Source organism: Acinetobacter sp. 24-47-39, assembly GCF_056783825.1.
This window is the reverse complement of record NZ_JBWYIP010000015.1, coordinates 36,407-55,449: the sequence shown is the minus strand read 5'-3', so window position 1 is coordinate 55,449 and position 19,043 is coordinate 36,407. Positions and strand designations below refer to the sequence as shown.

Sequence of the window (19,043 nt, the reverse complement as noted above, 5' to 3'; positions counted from 1 at the left end):
AATTTTTAAAACACTATAAATCGAGTCGCTCAAATCACAAAGCCCGTTTTCTTAACTATGTATAAAATATGATGAAGCATTAACGAAAGATGCTACAAAAGATTACATATTGTTAATAAACTGTTTATTATTAACAAAATAGTAATGGTTAAATTGTTTCTAACAAATCATTATTCATCACATACAAAAACATATAAAAGGAGTCATCCCATGCGTGCATTAGCTATTTCAGCTGCAGTGGTTGGGGCAATGGTACTTTCTGGTTGTCAAACAACTGGTAACAATATTGGTGGCGTCGAGTATGACAAAACTGCATTGGGTGCTTTAATTGGTGCAGCAGCTGGTTACGGTGTTTCTAAAGGTAATGCGAACACTAGCCGTCAAAATAACCGTGCAGCAGCGATTGGTGCTGTATTAGGTGGTGCTGCAGGCGTATATCTCGACAATAAAGAGAAAAAATTACGCCAAGCAACTGCTGGTACAGGTATTGATGTAAACCGTAATCCAGATGGCTCTATTAACTTAGTAATGCCAGGTGCTATCACGTTTGATACAAATAAATCAAATATCAAGCCAAACTTCTATGACACTTTAAACCGTGTTGCACAAGTTTTAACTGAAGACAACAAGAGCGGTATCCTTGTAACTGGTTATACTGATAGTTCAGGTAATGATGCGATTAACATCCCATTGTCACAAGCACGTGCTCAATCTGTTGCTAGCTATTTAGCATCTAAGGGTGTTTCTACAGCACGTATTAATGCTCAAGGTTTAGGTTCTTCAAACCCAATTGCTGATAACACAACTGCAGCAGGTAAAGAACAAAACCGTCGTGTAGAGATTGCTGTTTACGCAGTTCAATAATACATGATCTTAAAAAAGCCACCTTCGGGTGGTTTTTTTATGTCTGAAATTTATTCAAATATACCTTCATTAAATTTAACGTTAGTCATATTCGAAGCAGATGACTATAATCGAGCGCTGAAGGAAAAGAGGAAAGAATATGTCATCAGCCAGTCATTTGAACGACAAGCAACTTGAAGCCATGAAATACACTCAAGGACCCTTGTTAGTACTTGCTGGGGCAGGCTCAGGTAAGACCTCTGTAATCACACAGAAAATTGCATATTTAGTCAAAAAATGCGGTATACCAGCACATCGTATTACGGCGATGACTTTTACCAACAAAGCTGCACGAGAGATGAAAGAGCGTGTCGGTAAATTGCTTGGTAAAGAGGATGGAAAGGGTTTATCTGTTTCTACCTTTCACACCTTTGGTTTGAATTTATTAAGACTAGAATTAAAACATACGCCACTTAAAGCAAACTTTTCCATTTTAGATGCTGATGACTGTAAGCGTATTTTAATGGATTTAATGCACCGAGATAATTTGTCTGGTGCAGAAAGTAAAGAGCTGATCGCAAAAGCGATGAAGATGATCTCAGATTGGAAAAACGATCTAATTTTGCCTGAGCAAGCACATACGACTTGTGAAACGGCTGAAGATGTTCAATTTGCGCATCTCTATCAACTTTATGAGCGTAATTTACGTGCCTATAATGCGGTCGATTTTGACGATTTAATCGTAATGCCGACACGCCTTCTTCAAGAAAATGCTGAAGTCCGTGATAAATGGCAAAACCGTGTACGTTATTTATTGGTTGATGAATATCAAGATACCAATACCGCCCAATATATCTTGGTCAAACTACTTGTTGGTGTCATGGGACAATTTACGGCTGTAGGGGATGATGACCAATCAATTTATGCTTGGCGGGGGGCAAAGCCAGAAAACATGGCCTTATTGAAGGAAGATTTCCCCAATTTAAAAGTCATTAAGCTTGAGCAAAACTATCGTTCAACCAGTCGTATTTTAAAAGCTGCAAACCATGTGATTGAGAATAACCCACATATTTTTGATAAAAAATTGTGGAGTGATAAAGGACATGGTGAGGTGATCCGTATTATTACTTGTCGTAATGATGATGATGAAGCGGAACGTGTTGTTAAAGATTTGCTGACTCATAAATTGATGAATGGCAAAAATTGGAAAGATTACGCCGTGTTATACCGTGGAAACTTCCAAGCACGTGTTTTAGAAACACAACTTCGTCAGATGCAGATTCCTTACAAACTTTCTGGTGGTCAGTCGTTCTTTGGTCGTGCTGAAATCAAGGATATTATGAGCTATCTACGTCTCATTATTAATCCTGAAGATGACAGTGCTTTCTTACGGATTATCAACACACCTAAACGCGCCATAGGACCTGTGACTTTAGAAAAACTAGGTTTATTTGCGCAAGAGAATAATCTTTCTCTACTAGGTGCCGCGAATGATCAGCGTCTAAGTATGGTATTACCGAAGAAGGCGACATCTCAATTGGCTGAGTTTGCCGATTTTATCGAAGGTTTTACGCGTGAATTGTTAGATGATGATGAACCTGTACCTAAAGTCCGCCAAATGATGGTTGAGGCAGGATATATCGACTACATCAAAGAAACGGCAGCGACGCCAGCACAAGAAAAAACTAAAATTGACAATATTGAAGTGCTTTATAGCAGTATTCAAAGTTTGATCAATCGTGCTGAAGATGTCGATGAAAAAAATATCGAAAGTGTCATTCGTAAGATGGTGTTGCTGGATATGTTGGAGCAACAGCAAGAAGATGAAGATATTGATAAAGTAAATTTACTGACTTTGCATGCTTCTAAAGGCTTGGAATTCCCATTTGTTTATATTATGGGGCTTGAGGAAGAGTTGCTTCCGCACAAGAATTCAATTGTGGCTGACACCATCGAAGAAGAACGTCGACTGATGTACGTTGGTATTACCCGTGCCAAACAAGGTCTGACTTTGACGCTTGCAGAACAGCGTAAAAATGGTGGTCAGATGAAACAAATGACACCAAGTCGCTTCTTGGACGAATTGCCACAAGATGAAGTCGATTGGCTAGGTCGAAAAAAGAAATTGGCTGAAAATATCGATCCAAAATTACAGGCACAGCATTATCTGCAAAATCTGAAAGCTTTACTCAAACGTTAATTACATTTTAAAACAGGATTGAATATGAAAGTTCAAGTTAAAGTACTTGACCAACGACTTGGTCAAGAATGGCCATTACCTACTTATGCAACAACAGGATCAGCAGGTTTAGATTTACGTGCATGTGTAGATGAAGCGATCACTATTGAGCCTGGTCAGACTGTTTTAGTTAAAACAGGTATGGCAATTTATATCGAAGACCCAAGTTATGCGGGTTTGATTTTGCCTCGTTCTGGCTTAGGTCATAAACACGGGATTGTATTAGGAAATCTCGTCGGTCTAATTGATTCAGATTATCAAGGTGAATTAATGGTTTCAGTTTGGAACCGCAGTCAAAATGCATTTACATTAGAGCCAGGTGAGCGATTGGCTCAATACGTATTGGTTCCTGTTTTACAAGCTGAATTTGATTTAGTTGACGAATTCAAGGCAAGTGAGCGAGGAGCTGGTGGATTCGGACACACTGGAAAACAATAGTATTTTGGATAAAAGCCTGTAAAATCAGGCTTTTATTTATATGTTGCAAAATATTAACAAAGATTATATAAATTGAAATTGGTACACGTTATATAAAGAATAACGATATTTTTTATTACTCAATATATTCAAAATTTATTTGGATCAACTCTCATCACGCTGTTCTGACTCAGCAGTCAACGGTGTTAATTAAGAATGAATACCCAACCACTTATTTTTCCAAGACAAATTTTCCGTGCTTATGATATTCGCGGAAAAGTCAGTCAATTGGATACAAGAACAATTTATGCGATTGCACATGGGCTCGTTGCTCAGTATCAATCACGTGGTCAGAAAAGTATCGTGCTAGGTTACGACGCTCGACTGACTGGACCTACTTTTGCTTGGATTATTGAATCAGTCTTCAAAAAACAAGGGATGAATGTCGAGAACATTGGATGTTGTTCAACCCCACAAATGTATTTTGCTGCTCGACATAAAAATGGCAATGGCATCATGGTGACCGCGAGTCATAACCCTAAACATGATAATGGGATTAAATGGATTATTGAATATGAACCACCTTGTCCAGACATGATTCAAAATGTTGGGGAGTATGCAGAAGGTTTCTATTTTCAACATGATCACTTTCCAACGCCACCTCAACTGACACATCAGATTAAATCAGAGTATTGCTTGGCTTATCAGCATGCTTTGCTCAAGGATATTCAATTAAAGCGTCCACTCAAGGTTGTATTAGATGGTATGCATGGTGCCGCTGGGCGTTGTGCTGATTTAGTACTACAAAAAATGGGATGCGAAGTCATTTCAATACGTTGTTGTGAAAATGGAGAGTTTCCAGATCATCCTCCAGACCCTTCACAAGCGAAGCATTTGACGCAGTTAAAAGAAAAAATTTTGTTGCATCAGGCGGATTTAGGGATTGCTCTCGATGGTGATGGTGATCGTGCCGTCATTCTGGATGAGAATGCTCACATTGTGTCTGCTGATCGCTTGTTGGCATTATTCGCATCATTGTGTTTAACTCAGCATCCACATCATGAAATTGTTTATGACGTAAAATGTTCAACGATGGTGTCAAAAACCATTGAACAATTACAAGGCATCGCAAAAATGATTCGTACTGGCAGCAGTTTCATGCGCCGTTATATTTCCCAATCCAAAGGTCGAGCTGTTTTTGGGGGAGAATATGCGGGTCATTATGTCTTCAATGATGGTCGTGGTTTTGGTTACGATGATGGTATCTATGCAGCATTACGGGTCATGGAGGCATTGAGTCAACTTAATATCACGCTATCTGAATATCTCGCTCAATTCCCAGATCGCTTTGGTACTGAAGATACCTATATTGAAACTCAAGATGCAAATCCGCAAGACGTCCTAGCCTTGATAGAGCAGAATTGTAAAAGTACTGGGGCTAAAATGAGTAAAATCGATGGTATTCGCCTTGATTTTGACTACGGATTTGGCATTATGCGAGCATCAAATACTGGTGAATACTTCACGGTACGGTTTGATGCAGATAGTCCATCAAAACTTTATGAAATTCGCCAGCATTTTGTAAAAATTTTAAATGAAAAATATCCTGTGCTTGCTCAAAGTATTTTGAATGCACACTAATGTAGGAATGAAGGAGAGGCGAATGCCACACCAACAAACTGGCATCGACAAAGCTCAAATTTTGACAGAAGCTTTGCCATACATCCAAAGATTTACAGGTAAAACACTTGTAGTGAAATATGGCGGCAATGCAATGACTGATCCTGCATTAGAAAGTTCGTTTGCCCGTGATATCGTGCTTCTGAAAACAGTTGGTCTTAATCCGGTTGTGGTTCATGGTGGTGGTCCTCAAGTCGATTCATTTTTGAAACAACTTGGGCGTGAATCAGACCGTATTGATGGAATGCGTGTAACTGATCCTGCAACTATGGAAGTTGTAGAAATGGTGTTGGGCGGAAGTGTAAATAAGTCTATTGTGAATTTGATCAATCAACATGGTGGTCGTGCAATTGGATTAACGGGTAAAGACGGTAACTTAATTCGTGCTCAAAAGTTGTTGATGGAAAAAACCCAAGAGGATGGATCTGTTCAACAAATTGATCTTGGGTTAGTGGGTGAAGTGGTCGGTGTAAAAACTGACGTTCTGGAAATGTTCACTCAAAGTGATTTTATTCCAGTGATTGCGCCACTCGGTGTTGATGAGGAAGGTAATACTTACAATATCAATGCAGATTTAGTTGCTGGTAAAGTTGCTGAAGCTTTGGGTGCAGAAAAGTTAATTCTTCTTACGAATATCAGTGGTGTATTGGATGAGAATAAAAACCTACTCACTGGACTAACAACACAAGAAGTCGATCGCTTGATCGATACAGGTGTGATCTACGGCGGTATGATTCCGAAAGTGGGATGTGCGCTTGATGCGGTGAAAGGGGGTGTAGTGAGCGCGCATATTGTGGATGGTCGTGTTCCACATGCGACTTTGTTGGAAATTTTTACGGATCACGGTGTTGGAACATTGATTACCAATCGTTCTAAGTCGGCGCACTAATTCATAATCACATAATAAAAAGTCACTTCGGTGGCTTTTTTTGTTTGATAAGAATAATCGTTTTATGTCCCATATATCCAGCATAAAACATATTCAATTGCTATATTCATATTTGCAAGATCTATAAGGCTGATGCACAATAAAACTGATAATTAAAGCAAAATGAAAGATTATGTGCCAACTACTTGGAATGAATTGTGCCACCCCTACGGATATTACGTTTTCTTTTCGTGGTTTTTCTCAGCGCGCTGGAATAACGTCAGATCACTCAGATGGTTTTGGCATCGCTTTCTTTGAGGATAAGGCATGTCGCTTATTTGTTGATAACCAATCTGCAGTCGAGTCTCCAATTGCAGAATTAGTTCGTAATTACCCGATTAAATCGCGTAATGTCATTGCCCATATTCGTAAAGCAACACAGGGAAAAATTACTTTAGAAAATTCTCATCCATTTATTCGTGAATTGTGGGGGAGACAATGGATTTTCGCGCATAATGGCGATCTGCATAATTTTCATCCAAGGTTGTCGGGACAGTTCACACCAGTAGGTAATACAGATAGTGAGCTTGCATTTTGCTATTTATTAGAACATCTCGTACAAAAGTTTGGTTATGTAGAGCCAAGTGTCCAAGATGTATTTCATGCATTAGAAGAAATTTCACCAACAATAGCAGAGCATGGGACATTCAATTTTTGTTTATCAAATGGACAGGCTTTGTATAGTTATGCGACCACAAAATTACACTGGATTGTTCGCGAATATCCATTTCAACCTGCACGATTAATTGATATTGATGTTGAAGTCGATTTTAGTCAGGTCACGACACCTGAAGATCGTGTGGCTGTAATTACGACAGAACCATTAACAGATAATGAAGCTTGGTTTGCATATACGCCCGGCGAAATGATTTTATTTCAGGATGGTAAGCCAACATTACGTACAATAACTCACGTTGAGCGATTGGTCAGAGAAGCCCGTGACCCAAGCTTGAAGCGTGTTACTCGCGCGGATCAATATTAAAAATTTAATTTGAAGTGGCTAAGATCTACACTTACTTTTTTAACGCCAGACTTTGATTTTAATGATTGAGCTAGGCAAAATAGCGTAAAACTTTTTAATGGAATACCTCATGCAGGACACCGCTATGTCACGATGGTTATCGCCGCTGATGGCATTTTGTTTATCATTTATCATTATTGTGGGTCTGGCACCAAGCTTAGGCTTGCAAATTGATCGACAACTAGATTTTTGGTTACTTTGGTTTGCAACGATGTTGTTTTTAGCGTTGCCAATTATTTATTTAGAAATTGGATTGGCGAAACGAGCTCAAACTTCAGCGCTGAACGCATTATCAAAATTGACCCGTGAAGCCGATGCAAACCAACGTTGGAGAGTAGTGGGCTGGCTTGCTGTTATTTTTATTCCATTCTTAGCAGGCGGTATATTACTTAATACTTCTAATGCTGTAGCACAACAAAATGATTTTGGTATTGGTTCAAATATTTTGATGGGTATCGCAGCATTCATTGCATTTGGTTTATCATTTCTTCAACGTTCTGTATTGGTTGTACTTACTGCGATTGCAACGATTGCAAGTTTAATCGCGGCTCAGGTTTTTGGTGTCCAAGTCAATGATTGGCAGCTGACTCCTGTTGAGTTTAAAGAGTGGGGCAATGCAACTATTCTCGCTTTAGTAGCTTCAGGTCTCGGGCTTGGATTATATTGGCAGACAAATCTCAATCAAGAGAAACAAGATGCTGCAACGCCAAAAACTTTACCGATTTGGCTAGCGCAACTGGTGGCTGTGGCTGGATTTGGATATTTTGCAATTAGTGCTGCAATTCCAGCATATATCGTTTTAATCGCGACAATATTTGCAGTAGCTTTACTCCTGCAACTTGGTAAGGAACAACTCGCACATCGTGGATTAGCACAAGCGGTGCAATATTTTTTATTGCTTGCACCACTTTTAATTTGGGTATTCCCTGCAGCCGATCTATTTTTAACTCCGATTTTAATGCTTTGGGGATTAAGCATTTGTTTAATCTATGCAATTTTCGTGGGTTGGATCATGAAAATTAGTCATTTACGTAAAGCGCTGAATTTTAGTAATGAAGCTTTTTATAATATCTGGCGTGTGGCTGTACGTATTGTGACACCTTTAGCAATTGTGGCTGCAATGATTTCTTACTTAGGTCAATTGTTACCATGATCCAAAATGCAAAAGTTTGGGTTGCTTATGCTGCTGTAGACCAGCAGTTTCACATTGAACTTGAATTTGTGGAAGGCATGTCTGTTGCGGATGCTATTACACAAAGTGGTATCGCGTCGTGTACGCAGTTGCCAGACGAGTATGCTGTTGGAATTTTTGGGACGAAAGTACAAGATCAATCGCATGTTCTGCAAGCAGGTGATCGGGTGGAAATCTATCGGGCATTAACGATTAATCCAAAAGATATTCGCCGTAAGCGGGCAGCAGCGAATCCAGTTGGGCGCTATTGTCGTGGCAATCGCTTTAAACAATTGAAATGATATGAAAAACCCCTCTTTGAGGGGTTTTCTTTTATGTCTAATTCTTTATAGTGGTGGCGCGTTCAAAATCGCATCTTTCGAACCTGGTAAACCAGGTTGAGTTTCTGGGATAGTTTCTAAACCTTCGATTTTATTCACGACGCCAGAACCATCGAAATATACTTTTAGATGCTGACCTTGAGTTGCAGGAATATTTGCTTTTTTAGCATATGTACCTGGGGTATAATTGTAGATGTAATCCCAACGTAAAGGATTCAAAGGATCTGAAATGGTTGGGCTACCAAGTAAAAAACGAACTTGTTGGTAAGTCATCCCGACTTGAATTTTTGAAGCTTGCGCTTGGGTTAATGGTGTTCCTTGAGGAATATCAACTTTGTATACACCAAAGACAGAACAACCACCCAGTAAAGAAGCGACGAATAACGTCAGCATGATTTTTTGCATTTTGCTACACTATCCCAAATTAATTATGATGCAATTGATCCAAGGATAGATCATACTGCATCTCAACTCTGTTGCATATTCCAACTTAAAATTTGTTGAGAGACCTTTTTATATGCCTATTTCAAATCAAGATTTACGCAAAGCTGGACTTAAAGTTACCCTTCCACGAATCAAGATTTTGGAATTATTAGAAAATTCAAGACAGCATCATTTGAGCGCGGAAGATATCTATAAGACCTTACTTGAGCAAGGCGAAGATGTCGGTCTAGCAACTGTATATCGTGTGTTAACTCAGTTTGAAGCTGCTGGTATTATCCAACGTCATCATTTCGAGAATAATCACTCTGTATTCGAAATCATGCAAGATGATCACCACGATCATATGGTCTGCCAGAACTGCAACAAAGTTGTTGAATTCCACAATGATTTGATTGAACAAGAACAACATAATGTTGCTGAACAACTTGGTTTTGTTTTAACAGGTCACTCTTTGAATTTATATGGTTATTGCGATGCGCCTGAATGCCAAGAAGCATACCGTAAAAAATAAATCTTGATTAAAGTAAAAAAGGAGCAATGATTGCTCCTTTTTTATTCACTATTGATTAATCATCTTGACCATCAAAAGTGAGGCGGGGGCCAGAATTCAACAGATAGTTTGGATCTTCTTCAGAGAGTTTGATTTGTAAGCGTAAATCGTTGGCAGAGTCAGCATGACGCAATGCTTCGTCATAAGTGATTTTCTCAGCTTTATATAAGTCAAATAGCGCTTGATCAAACGTCTGCATTCCAATTTCACGGGAACGCTTCATGACTTCCTTAATTTCATGAACTTCTCCTTTACGCACTAAGTCTGAAATCAGTGGAGAATTGATTAAGATTTCAATTGCAGGATGACGTGATTTTTTATCAGGAGTCGCAATTAACTGTTGTGCAATGATCGCCTTCAAATTCAGTGAGAGGTCCATAAACAGTTGGCTGTGACGATCCGTCTCAAAGAAATGAATAATACGATCTAAGGCTTGGTTGGCATTATTGGCATGTAAGGTCGCAAATACTAAATGACCTGTTTCAGCGAAACTAATCGCATAGTTCATGGTTTCACGTGAGCGAATTTCACCAATAAGAATGACATCAGGTGCTTGGCGGAGTGTGTTTTTCAGTGCAATTTCAAATGAGTCTGTATCAATGCCAACTTCACGTTGAGTAATGATACAGCCTTGATGTTGATGAATAAATTCGATTGGGTCTTCAATGGTAATGATATGACCTTTAGAATTTTGATTACGATGACCGATCATTGCTGCAAGCGAAGTCGATTTACCTGTACCAGTAGCACCTACAAATAAGATGATACCGCGCTTAGTCATTGCTAGATCTTTAAGGACGGGCGGTAGTTTCAGCTCATCAATACTTGGAATGACAGTTTCAATCCGACGTAAAACCATGCCAGGTTGATCACGTTGCTGAAAAGCACTGACACGAAAACGTGCAGTTTTATCACGATTGGCAATAGCAAAATTACATTCGTGTGTTGCAGCAAATTCAATTCGTTGTCTTTCACTCATAATCGAGTGAATCAATTGACCTATGATTTCACCAGTGAGCTTTGTTTTAACTACAGGCACAATTTCACCATTAATTTTCATTGATGGTTCAATATCTGCACTGATAAATAAATCTGAAGCCTTGCGCGCAATCATCATGTCGAGCAGGTCATTAAAATCCATTTTGATTCCCCTAAATCAAATGACGTTCACTTTTTTATAAAAATGATTCTGGTTGTTTAGCCGCTGTACGTGCAACTTGCGGGGTAATAATGCCTTTCGCGACAAGATTTTTGAGACTTTGATCGAGAGTGGTCATGCCATAATTTGCACCGGTTTGTATTGCAGAATACATTTGTGCAACTTTGTTCTCACGGATGAGATTTCGAATCGCTGGAATTCCAATCATAATTTCGTGAGCAGCTACCCGACCGCCACCTGTTTTCTTTAAAAGTGTTTGAGAGATGACGGCTTGAAGCGATTCAGAAAGCATGGCACGAACCATGTCTTTCTCATCGGCAGGAAACACGTCGATAATACGGTCAATTGTTTTTGCGGCAGATGTGGTATGCAGTGTTCCAAACACCAAGTGACCAGTTTCCGCAGCAGTAAGTGCAAGTCGAATGGTTTCGAGGTCACGCATTTCACCGACGAGAATAATATCTGGATCTTCACGCAGTGCAGAGCGTAGCGCTTCATTAAAACCGTGTGTGTCACGATGCACTTCACGCTGGTTAATCAAACACTTTTTGGATTGGTGCACAAATTCAATTGGATCTTCGACGGTTAAAATATGGTCGTAACGGTTGTCGTTAATGTAATCCATCATTGCCGCAAGAGTAGTCGATTTACCTGAACCCGTTGGTCCTGTGACCAAAACAATTCCTCGTGGATAGGCGCAAATGTCTTTGAAAATTTGCCCCATGCCCAAGTCTTCCATAGAAATCACTTGAGAAGGAATGGTACGGAATACCGCGCCAGCGCCACGATTTTGGTTGAATGCGTTGACACGGAAGCGTGCTACACCGGGTACTTCAAATGAGAAATCGGTTTCTAATTTTTCTTCATAATCGCGACGTTGTTTATCATTCATGATGTCGTAGATTAAGCGGTGTACTTCTTTGTGTTCTAAGGCTGGTAAGTTAATACGACGAACTTCACCATCAACACGAATCATCGGTGGCATTCCTGCAGAAAGGTGCAAGTCAGACGCCCCGTTTTTCACTGAAAATGCCAGTAATTCTGTAATATCCATAAATTCCCCGAACGCATTAAAATCGTAATTATTTTGATAGAATAATAAGGCTTTCCTACAGCTTAACCAACAGTTAGCGTGCAAGAAAGTAAAAAAAGATGAATTAACTGAGATAGCTATACATGATGAGTCTAGAGCAAGCGAGAAATAGTGTCATTCAACAAATTGAACAAGCCTGTGAAGTTGCTCAACGACAATCTAACGAGGTTAAACTCCTTGCTGTTTCCAAAACGCATCCAGCGGATATTTTGAGAGAAATGTATCAGACTGGTCAACGAGCATTTGGTGAGAATTACCTGCAAGAAGCATTAGATAAAATCAAAGCGCTGAATGATTTAGACATCGAATGGCATTTTATTGGTCATGTACAACGCAATAAAACCAAACAGTTGGCTGAACAATTTGCATGGGTGCATGGGGTTGATCGCTTTATTATCGCAGAGCGACTCTCTAATCAACGCACAATCGAACAGGAGCCTATCAATATTTGTCTTCAAGTGAATATTGATGCTCAAGAAAGCAAAGATGGTTGTGCAGTTTCAGAGGTCGAAGATCTGGTTGCTCAAATGAGCATATTACCTCGACTTCGATTACGAGGATTAATGGTCATTCCAGCACCTGGCAATGTAGATGCACTCTATGATGCCAAGACACTTTTTGATCAGATGAAAGAGCATCATGCACATCCTTCTGATTGGGATACCTTGAGTATGGGAATGTCGGGTGATTTACAAGATGCGATTAGCGCTGGATCGACTATGGTTCGCATAGGGACGGCCTTATTTGGGGCGCGAGATTACTCAAAATGATTGGATTCAGTCTGCACTGAACTTTCGGGTTCAGTCGCTGTCATTGTAAATACAACTTTTTATGTATAAAAATAAACCAATATATTTCACATAATCATAAAACAGGGAAGAATTGGATGAGTTCGTATTATCAGCTTTTAGAACGAAAAGTGTGTGATGATGGATCAGTACTGGCTAAGTATAAGTCGACTATACATGCTCAAGGTGCATGGAATGCGCACGAACAGCATATGGCGCCCGCAACAGGGATTATTTGTGCAGAGTTGGATCACTTTTCTGCTCGGTCTGACCTACGGATTGGACGTATAAGTTTAGATATTTTGGGCCTGATACCCGCTGGGGAGTTTCAAATTGAAACTCGAATTATTCGACCTGGAAAAACCATTGAATTGATCGAGTCGACCATGTCTGCATATGGTAAAAGCTGTATTCAGGCACGTACTTGGCGAATGATGATGAGTGATACTCAGGCAGTCGCAGGATTAGAAGATCAAAAAGTTGCTGATCCTGACGAGGGGATCTTATGGGAAGAAATTAGAAACTGGCCTGGAGGCTATATTCAATCACTTGAGGCACGCCGTTTAGATCGACGGGCAGGCAAGGGCATTGTATGGCTAACCAATCCTTATGACATGGTTGAAGGACAAATACATTCAGACTTTGTGAAGTTGATGGGAATGGTCGATACAGCGAATGGAATTGTCACACGACAAGGTTGGCCGTTTAACTATACTTTTCCAAATTTAGATTTACAGATACATCTCTATCGTATGCCAATAGGTAAGTGGCTAGGTCTGGAAACAGTGCAACAATATGGTGATGACGGTATCGGGTTAACTTCATCTATTCTTCATGATCTGAATGGACCTTTTGGACGAGCTGAGCAAATTTTAACTTTAAGAAAACAGGCTTAGATTAAAGCCGTCATTTGACGGCTTCAACTTTTTATCATGAATCATTAACCGACAATATTAATGGTACTCGCACCTGCACCTACAGGTTTGACTTGAATCTGTACCGGAATACGTTCATGCATTTCTTGTACATGAGAGATGAGCACGACCTTACGACCTTGGCTTTGTAAATGATCGAGGGCATTCATGACCATATGTAAGGATGCTGGGTCGAGCGTACCAAAGCCTTCATCAATAAACAGTGATTCAAGTTTCATTGAACCTGATGCCATATTGGCAATTGCAAGAGCAAGGGCAAGTGACACCAGGAAAGTTTCACCTCCTGATAAGGACAACACAGGTCGGACTTCGCTGTTCATATCGAGATCGATAATTGCTAAACTTAAACTATCTGGAATACGATGTAATTGATAACGCTGTGATAGGGGTTGCAGTTGTTGGTTGGCATATTCCACCAAAATATCTAAATGGTGTTCTTGAGCAATCTTTTTAAACTTGGTGCCTTCCTTATGCCCAATCAAATCGTAGATACGACCCCAACGATATTCTTCTGCTTTAATTTGCTCAATTTGGCTTTGATACTTAGCATAGTTGGCTTGATTGTTCGCATTCATGAGTAGCTTTGCACCAGCTACATTACAGGCATTTTGCTGTGTGGTTTTTTCTAATGCCAATTCAGCGAGTTTGCTTTGAGCCTCTTCGAAGCTGAGTTCAGGTTGTTGTTCGAGATGTTTAGCATAGTGTTCCTCAAGTGTTTGCCATGCTGTTTTTGCACTTTCTAAAGCCTGTTGATGATTGAGCAAGTTCTGCCGAATTTGTCGGTGTTGATTATGTTCAATTGCAAGACATTGTTCGATCACACTCGGTTGCATCTCTGGATGAGTCTTCATCCATGTGGAAATTTGCTCAGTCGCCTGTTGCAGTTGTTGAGTATTGAGTGTGATTTGGCTGTCTAAATGCTGTTGTTGCAGTTGTAGTTGTTGGCGCTGTTCTTCACTAGCTTTTAACTGCAGGCGCTGTGTGGCAATGGCTTGTTGTAACTGTTGTTGCTCTTGATCCAGCGTTGCTTGCCATTCGCTCACCTTCTGATACTGACGACCTGCATAGGCTTCAGTCAGGGTATTCAGTTGATGACGTAGCGATTTTCCAATATGCGCAATTTCAGCCAATTGATCTAATTTTTCCTGTGATTGTTTTTGCACGAGCTCAAGTTTAAGTTGTTGTTGATTTAACTCAGTTTTTACGTGCTCACAGTATTTGTGTTGCTCAGTGACCGCTGTCAAAAGCTGTTGGCGCTGTCGCAAGTGTTGCAATATTTGCTCGGCATAATGCAGCGGATTTGCCTGCCAATGTTGCCGTTGAGGGTCATTAAACTGAGCTACGATGGCTTCGATTAGTTGTTCGAGTTGCTGACGTTGTTGTAAGCCAAATTGCATTTGTTCAGCTTTTTGCTGTGCCAATCGCCATGTGTGTAGGATCTGTTGATCCTGTTCTAATTCAAGCTTTAATTGCCCAATGGTTTTCGAGGTCTGTTCTTGATGGGTACGAATCACGTGTAAGATTTCTGTGATCGGTTGTTGAGCATCAATCTTTAAAGCTTGGGTTTGTAATTCAGCATGTAGTTTCTGTACTTGTAAGTCGATGTTTTGCGCCAGAACATCAATCTGGCGTTGCTGTTGCTGCAAAGTTGCATCAGCTTTTGACACTTCAATTTCCAATTTTTTAAGCTGTTGGCGAAGTTGATCATCTTCTTGCTTTGCTTGCTGTAGCTGTTGGTCTTGCAATTGTCCCAAAGCATTGCTGAGTAAATCTGCATGTTCAACAAAAGGATGCGTATGGCTACCACAGACCATACAGGCTTCATTCGGTTTCAACTGGGCACGCAAATCCTGCACGCTTTGATGTTGCAATAGGCGCTGTTGCTCGAAAATTTGCTCAAGTTGTTGTAGAGCAATTTGAATCTGTTGGACCTGTTGCTGTTGTACGCTGACCTGTTGCTTTAAATCATCTGCAATTTTCTGATTACGCTCTTGCTGTTCAATAAGTTGCTGATACTGTTGTTCATTGTGCACTATCTGCATAGCCTGTTGTTCAAGGCGCTCCAAAATACGTGAAGATTGGTCATATTTCTGAATGATCTGCTGTTTTTGTTGTAGTTTTTGTTCCAGTAAGGCAAGTTCTTGATACTGATTTTTCCAAACTGAAATACGCTGTTGTAATTCAGACTGTTGTTGCTGTAATGCCTCGAGTGAGTGTTGCAATAACGTGGGTTGCGTACTTTGCAGTTGCTGATATTGCTGAACATAATCGTTTAAACGTTGTGTGGTTGTGGCAAATGAATCATCAAAAACAGCCCATTCTTGAGACTGTTGCAATTGCTGTTCAAATTGTTGTTTGGATTGTAGTGCTTGGTTTAAAGCAATTTGCTGTTGCTGACATTGCAGTTCAAGTGGTTGAACTTGGTTTACAAAAAACTGTTGTTGCTCTTGTTTGATGATTTGATGTTGTTGAATTTTACTTTGAATCTCATGATCAAGCTGTGTGGCTTTTTCTAATTGCGGTTTCAGTTGTTCCAGTTGGCTTTGCCATAGATTCAGATTCTGCTCAGCTTGATGCAACTGCTGAGTCGCTTGCTCATGTTGAGTGTGTACTTGCTGTAATTTCGGTTGGAAATTTTTAAGATCGTGCGTCAGTTGATTGAGTTTTAATTGACTGTCTTTCTGTATTTGATATTGGGCACGAATTTCTTGAAATACATCGAGTTGGGCAAGTAGTTGTTTTTGTGGTTGCAGTTTGAGATCAGCGTCTAATTGTACCTCATAGACTTCTTTTTTTGCTTGCGTGCCTGCATAGAGCTCATGGCGGTCTTTATGCCATTTTAGATCATTTTCGAGGAGCTTTTCTGCTTGTGCAAGATTTTCTAACACAAGTTTCAGCGCATGATGTTGTTGATTCAGTTCGGTCAATTCATCTTCTGAGAGAATTTCCAAATGTCCAATCAGTTTTTCTAAATCAGCACGTTGTTGCTTAATTTCACTAAATTTATCAGCGGCTTTTTTACTGACTTCGCTAAAAATTTGCGAATTGGTTAAATATTCGAGTAAATCTGCACGTTCATGATCTTTGGCTTTTAAAAATGCCCCGACTTCAGACTGTGCTAAAAGCACCGCACGGGTAAATTGTTCGAAACTTAGCCCAATCAGCTTCTCAATGAGCGGGGTCACTTCTGAGATTCTTTGCGTTAAAGTAATTCCATCATCCAAACATTGAACAAAGCGCTCGACTTTTAAATTGCCATCGACTTTTTTACGGGCACGGCTAATGTCCCAACGCGCAATATAACGTTTGCCATCGAGGGCAATAAATTCAAGTTCAGAAAAACCAGCGGTGGTACCACGACGCAGAATATTTTTCGAATCTTTAATTGAAATGTCTTTGCCGCCTACATCTTTCATGCTGCCAGCTGCGCCACGTAAACGTGGGATTTCATCGTACAAAGCTAAACACATGGCATCGAGCAGCGTCGATTTTCCTGCACCTGTTTTACCAGTAATGGCAATCAAACCTGCCTGCGCCAATGGTGCTTGTTCAAAATGGATATGTTGTTCACCGGCTAAAGAGGCCAAGTTGTTTAAACTGAGTCGAATAATTTTCATAACCTGCCCTTAGTGCGCTTGTTGATCCAAATCGTGTTGAGCTGCTTCAAGCAAAGTTAAGAAATCACGCCTCACCGATTCGTCCTGTTCATAGCCCATTTTTTCCCAAAGGCTTAAAAATAATTTTTCAGGGGTGGGCGGCTCTAAATCAACTTTGTGACAGGTATCATTTTGCTCAGTTTGTTTTTGATAAATTCGAGCTATACGCAGTAAACGATAACGATTTGGTGGCAGTGCCAGTTCAATCTGCTGACGTAAGTCTACAGGCGGTGGGGCATCTGTCGTATATTCAATTTCTAGAAAATGTCGTGCATTGAGATTGTCAATTTCGCCTTTTGGCAGGGCATGTACCGTAGTGATTAATTCAGACAAGGGTTCACGAATTCGAATCAAATCCACGGTACGTGGAATAATGTGTGCTTGATATTGAAAATGATTTTGTTCATCAGCTTCGGGGTCAATGGTGACTTCAACCACTTGATGTTTATAGTTGCGTTCACTAAAAGACAATGGAATAGGTGAGCCACTGTAGCGAATATGTTCCTGTCCCACTTTTTGCGGTTTATGCAAATGACCGAGTGCCACATAATCAATCACATCATCAAATAATGCAGTGGATAAAGCCTCTTCGTTACCAATCACAATCGGACGTTCGGAATCTGAGGTTTCACCGCCTTGCATATGGGCATGTGACATCAAAATTAAGGCTTGATTGGTTTGTTTACGCGCTTTAGCTTCCGCAATAAGTTGTTGGTGTAAATAGGCAATCGCATTTTGGCTGTTGGTGGTATTTTCATTTAAGCCTGTAATTTCGGCACTGCGTAAATAAGGCAGGGTTAAGCACCAAGCAACGATATTTTTATCAGCATCATAAATAGGTACCAACAAACGATCGAGATCAAATTCACCATCCTGTTTGCCAATAATACCGACCGCTTTGGCATTGAATTTCGCTAGAAAAGGTTCAACCTGTTCAATGCGGTAACCGGAATCATGATTACCTGCGATCATTAAGGTTTGCATATGCGGGGCAATGGCATGGGCATCGGTGAGAAACTGGTATAACTGTTTTTGAGCAGATGATGCAGGATTGACCACATCAAAAATATCACCGGCAATCAGCAGGGCATTCGGTTGTTTTTGTTGAATTTGCGCAAGTAGCCAGTTTAAAAATTGTGTGTGTTCATAGTCACGATCATGATTGTGAAAAAATTGCCCCAAATGCCAATCTGAAGTATGAAAAAAACGCACTGCCATTACCGAACCCCAAAACATCTCAATTGTCATCTTATCCAATATCGGACTTTAAAACATCGAAATTTTTAACATCTCTATAAGACAGCTTTTAATCGCTATTTTTTATTCGATTTACTCTTTTTTCGTCTTTTTCTCTTGTTTCTATTTTTGATTCTCGAGTTGATCGAGATTTGCTTATGAGAAGAGGATGCATGCAGTTTAGCTGCTGTTAACGATTGATCTAGTTTATGATGAAAAAAAGACTGGATGACTAAGGGTACCAATAGAATGCTTAGCCAAATACTCATATTGATGGGAATTATTTGATAGATATAATTTAAAGAATAGACTGAAACCGTAAAAATGAGTGCAAACCAAGCTTCTGTTTTAGAAATTTGATCTTCTGAAAAACGTTTGATATGGATCAGCTTATTTTGTTTGACATCTGAAAAATAAGAACGCGTGTATTTATTGGGAAAATAGCTGAGAAGCAGCATTAAGTTTTGAAAAAGATATAAAGACGATAAACCGAGTAAAAAATATCGAAATAATAAAATTAAACGCTCAACCCAACGATGCTC

16 protein-coding genes are annotated in these 19,043 nt (G+C 39.9%); 11 read left to right on the top strand and 5 right to left on the bottom strand.

All coding sequences use genetic code 11. The features are described from left to right. Window positions 1-210 precede the first annotated feature (210 nt). The 8 genes from AC1M9C_RS13075 to AC1M9C_RS13040 all read left to right on the top strand — a co-directional run bounded on the left by AC1M9C_RS13075 (window position 211) and on the right by AC1M9C_RS13040 (window position 8,601). Window positions 211-864, top strand: a complete 654-nt coding sequence (locus AC1M9C_RS13075) for a YiaD family glycine zipper/OmpA-like lipoprotein (protein WP_092768184.1) — start codon at window positions 211-213, stop codon at window positions 862-864. A 139-nt stretch (window positions 865-1,003) separates the two neighbouring features. Further along, window positions 1,004-3,043 (top strand): UvrD-helicase domain-containing protein, encoded by a 2,040-nt coding sequence (locus tag AC1M9C_RS13070; protein ID WP_035267404.1) that lies wholly within the window; start codon window positions 1,004-1,006, stop codon window positions 3,041-3,043. A 24-nt stretch (window positions 3,044-3,067) separates the two neighbouring features. Then, window positions 3,068-3,520 (top strand): dUTP diphosphatase, encoded by a 453-nt coding sequence (gene dut / locus AC1M9C_RS13065; RefSeq protein ID WP_035267418.1) that lies wholly within the window; start codon window positions 3,068-3,070, stop codon window positions 3,518-3,520. Window positions 3,521-3,715: 195 nt separating this feature from the next. Continuing rightward, window positions 3,716-5,140: a phosphomannomutase/phosphoglucomutase gene (locus tag AC1M9C_RS13060; protein ID WP_481587879.1), complete on the top strand. Its 1,425-nt coding sequence runs from the start codon at window positions 3,716-3,718 to the stop codon at window positions 5,138-5,140. 22 nt (window positions 5,141-5,162) lie between these two features. Then, a complete protein-coding gene (gene argB / locus AC1M9C_RS13055; protein WP_481587878.1) occupies window positions 5,163-6,068 on the top strand; it encodes an acetylglutamate kinase in 906 nt (301 codons plus the stop codon). A gap of 172 nt (window positions 6,069-6,240) precedes the next feature. Then, window positions 6,241-7,089, top strand: a complete 849-nt coding sequence (locus tag AC1M9C_RS13050) for a class II glutamine amidotransferase (protein ID WP_481587877.1) — start codon at window positions 6,241-6,243, stop codon at window positions 7,087-7,089. A gap of 109 nt (window positions 7,090-7,198) precedes the next feature. Beyond that, window positions 7,199-8,281, top strand: a complete 1,083-nt coding sequence (locus tag AC1M9C_RS13045) for a hypothetical protein (RefSeq protein WP_481596562.1) — start codon at window positions 7,199-7,201, stop codon at window positions 8,279-8,281. After that, a complete protein-coding gene (locus AC1M9C_RS13040; protein WP_092768198.1) occupies window positions 8,278-8,601 on the top strand; it encodes an RnfH family protein in 324 nt (107 codons plus the stop codon). Before AC1M9C_RS13045 ends, AC1M9C_RS13040 begins: the two co-directional genes overlap by 4 nt. Window positions 8,602-8,646: 45 nt before the next feature. Here the strand turns inward: AC1M9C_RS13040 and AC1M9C_RS13035 are convergent, their stop codons facing one another. Beyond that, complete coding sequence (locus AC1M9C_RS13035) at window positions 8,647-9,045, bottom strand: outer membrane protein assembly factor BamE (RefSeq protein ID WP_092768200.1); 399 nt, start codon at window positions 9,043-9,045, stop codon at window positions 8,647-8,649. 112 nt (window positions 9,046-9,157) lie between these two features. On the opposite strand from AC1M9C_RS13035, the gene fur reads away from it, so the two are divergent. Next, entirely contained in the window at window positions 9,158-9,595 is a 438-nt protein-coding gene (gene fur / locus AC1M9C_RS13030; protein ID WP_035267453.1) for a ferric iron uptake transcriptional regulator, read from the top strand. A gap of 55 nt (window positions 9,596-9,650) precedes the next feature. On the opposite strand, the gene AC1M9C_RS13025 is transcribed toward fur, so the two are convergent. Next, window positions 9,651-10,775, bottom strand: coding sequence for a PilT/PilU family type 4a pilus ATPase (locus AC1M9C_RS13025; RefSeq protein ID WP_481587875.1), 1,125 nt, complete (start codon window positions 10,773-10,775; stop codon window positions 9,651-9,653). Window positions 10,776-10,809: 34 nt separating this feature from the next. Then, on the bottom strand, window positions 10,810-11,847 hold the full coding sequence (locus AC1M9C_RS13020; RefSeq protein WP_092768204.1) for a type IV pilus twitching motility protein PilT: 1,038 nt from the start codon (window positions 11,845-11,847) through the stop codon (window positions 10,810-10,812). Window positions 11,848-11,969: 122 nt separating this feature from the next. Between AC1M9C_RS13020 and AC1M9C_RS13015 the strand changes: the two genes are divergently transcribed. Next, a complete protein-coding gene (locus AC1M9C_RS13015) occupies window positions 11,970-12,656 on the top strand; it encodes a YggS family pyridoxal phosphate-dependent enzyme (RefSeq protein WP_035267462.1) in 687 nt (228 codons plus the stop codon). Window positions 12,657-12,772: 116 nt separating this feature from the next. Then, window positions 12,773-13,570: a thioesterase family protein gene (locus AC1M9C_RS13010; protein WP_481587874.1), complete on the top strand. Its 798-nt coding sequence runs from the start codon at window positions 12,773-12,775 to the stop codon at window positions 13,568-13,570. Between the two features lie 44 nt (window positions 13,571-13,614). Here the strand turns inward: AC1M9C_RS13010 and AC1M9C_RS13005 are convergent, their stop codons facing one another. Together AC1M9C_RS13005 and AC1M9C_RS13000 are read right to left on the bottom strand one after the other, a co-directional pair. Beyond that, window positions 13,615-17,226: an AAA family ATPase gene (locus tag AC1M9C_RS13005; protein ID WP_481953859.1), complete on the bottom strand. Its 3,612-nt coding sequence runs from the start codon at window positions 17,224-17,226 to the stop codon at window positions 13,615-13,617. A gap of 9 nt (window positions 17,227-17,235) precedes the next feature. Then, window positions 17,236-18,483: an exonuclease SbcCD subunit D gene (locus AC1M9C_RS13000; RefSeq protein WP_481953858.1), complete on the bottom strand. Its 1,248-nt coding sequence runs from the start codon at window positions 18,481-18,483 to the stop codon at window positions 17,236-17,238. Window positions 18,484-19,043: the final 560 nt, after the last annotated feature.

Excerpts from the sequence above, each read along its gene's own strand:
- AC1M9C_RS13020 (WP_092768204.1), bottom strand. The coding sequence starts at position 11,847 with ATGGATATTACAGAATTACTGGCATTTTCAGTGAAAAACGGGGCGTCT.
- fur (WP_035267453.1), top strand. The coding sequence starts at position 9,158 with ATGCCTATTTCAAATCAAGATTTACGCAAAGCTGGACTTAAAGTTACC.
- AC1M9C_RS13035 (WP_092768200.1), bottom strand. The coding sequence starts at position 9,045 with ATGCAAAAAATCATGCTGACGTTATTCGTCGCTTCTTTACTGGGTGGT.
- AC1M9C_RS13060 (WP_481587879.1), top strand. The coding sequence starts at position 3,716 with ATGAATACCCAACCACTTATTTTTCCAAGACAAATTTTCCGTGCTTAT.
- AC1M9C_RS13040 (WP_092768198.1), top strand. The coding sequence starts at position 8,278 with ATGATCCAAAATGCAAAAGTTTGGGTTGCTTATGCTGCTGTAGACCAG.
- AC1M9C_RS13070 (WP_035267404.1), top strand. The coding sequence starts at position 1,004 with ATGTCATCAGCCAGTCATTTGAACGACAAGCAACTTGAAGCCATGAAA.
- dut (WP_035267418.1), top strand. The coding sequence starts at position 3,068 with ATGAAAGTTCAAGTTAAAGTACTTGACCAACGACTTGGTCAAGAATGG.
- AC1M9C_RS13010 (WP_481587874.1), top strand. The coding sequence starts at position 12,773 with ATGAGTTCGTATTATCAGCTTTTAGAACGAAAAGTGTGTGATGATGGA.
- AC1M9C_RS13050 (WP_481587877.1), top strand. The coding sequence starts at position 6,241 with ATGTGCCAACTACTTGGAATGAATTGTGCCACCCCTACGGATATTACG.
- AC1M9C_RS13075 (WP_092768184.1), top strand. The coding sequence starts at position 211 with ATGCGTGCATTAGCTATTTCAGCTGCAGTGGTTGGGGCAATGGTACTT.
- AC1M9C_RS13005 (WP_481953859.1), bottom strand. The coding sequence starts at position 17,226 with ATGAAAATTATTCGACTCAGTTTAAACAACTTGGCCTCTTTAGCCGGT.
- argB (WP_481587878.1), top strand. The coding sequence starts at position 5,163 with ATGCCACACCAACAAACTGGCATCGACAAAGCTCAAATTTTGACAGAA.
- AC1M9C_RS13025 (WP_481587875.1), bottom strand. The coding sequence starts at position 10,775 with ATGGATTTTAATGACCTGCTCGACATGATGATTGCGCGCAAGGCTTCA.
- AC1M9C_RS13015 (WP_035267462.1), top strand. The coding sequence starts at position 11,970 with ATGATGAGTCTAGAGCAAGCGAGAAATAGTGTCATTCAACAAATTGAA.
- AC1M9C_RS13045 (WP_481596562.1), top strand. The coding sequence starts at position 7,199 with ATGCAGGACACCGCTATGTCACGATGGTTATCGCCGCTGATGGCATTT.
- AC1M9C_RS13000 (WP_481953858.1), bottom strand. The coding sequence starts at position 18,483 with ATGGCAGTGCGTTTTTTTCATACTTCAGATTGGCATTTGGGGCAATTT.